Annotated in this window: 1 protein-coding gene; it reads right to left on the reverse strand. The window is 54.5% G+C overall.

Features of this window, described 5'->3' with window-relative positions; all coding sequences use genetic code 11:
* A partial coding sequence (locus HMPREF2919_RS09235) for a hypothetical protein (protein ID WP_210398966.1) occupies positions 1–201 on the reverse strand: 201 nt, incomplete at its 3' end.
* Positions 202–211: the final 10 nt, after the last annotated feature.

The following is a 211-nucleotide window of genomic DNA, read 5'->3' on the forward strand; positions in this document are numbered from 1 at the left end:
CAATGAAAGCCCTTCCAAAAAGGAAGGGAAATGCATGAGAGCGTGGACGCCGTGCGCGCCGAACACCGCCTCAATGAAAGCCCTCCAAAAAGGAAGGGGAAATGCGGACAGGCATCCAAGCTGAAATCGTTTCCCCGTTGCCTCAATGAAAGCCCCTCCCCAAAAAGGAAGGGAAATGTGGGTGGTGTCGGTGGTGAGCATGGAGGTTTGC

The sequence above is a fragment of the Rothia sp. HMSC068E02 genome (genome assembly GCF_001813565.1).
GTDB lineage: Bacteria > Actinomycetota > Actinomycetes > Actinomycetales > Micrococcaceae > Rothia.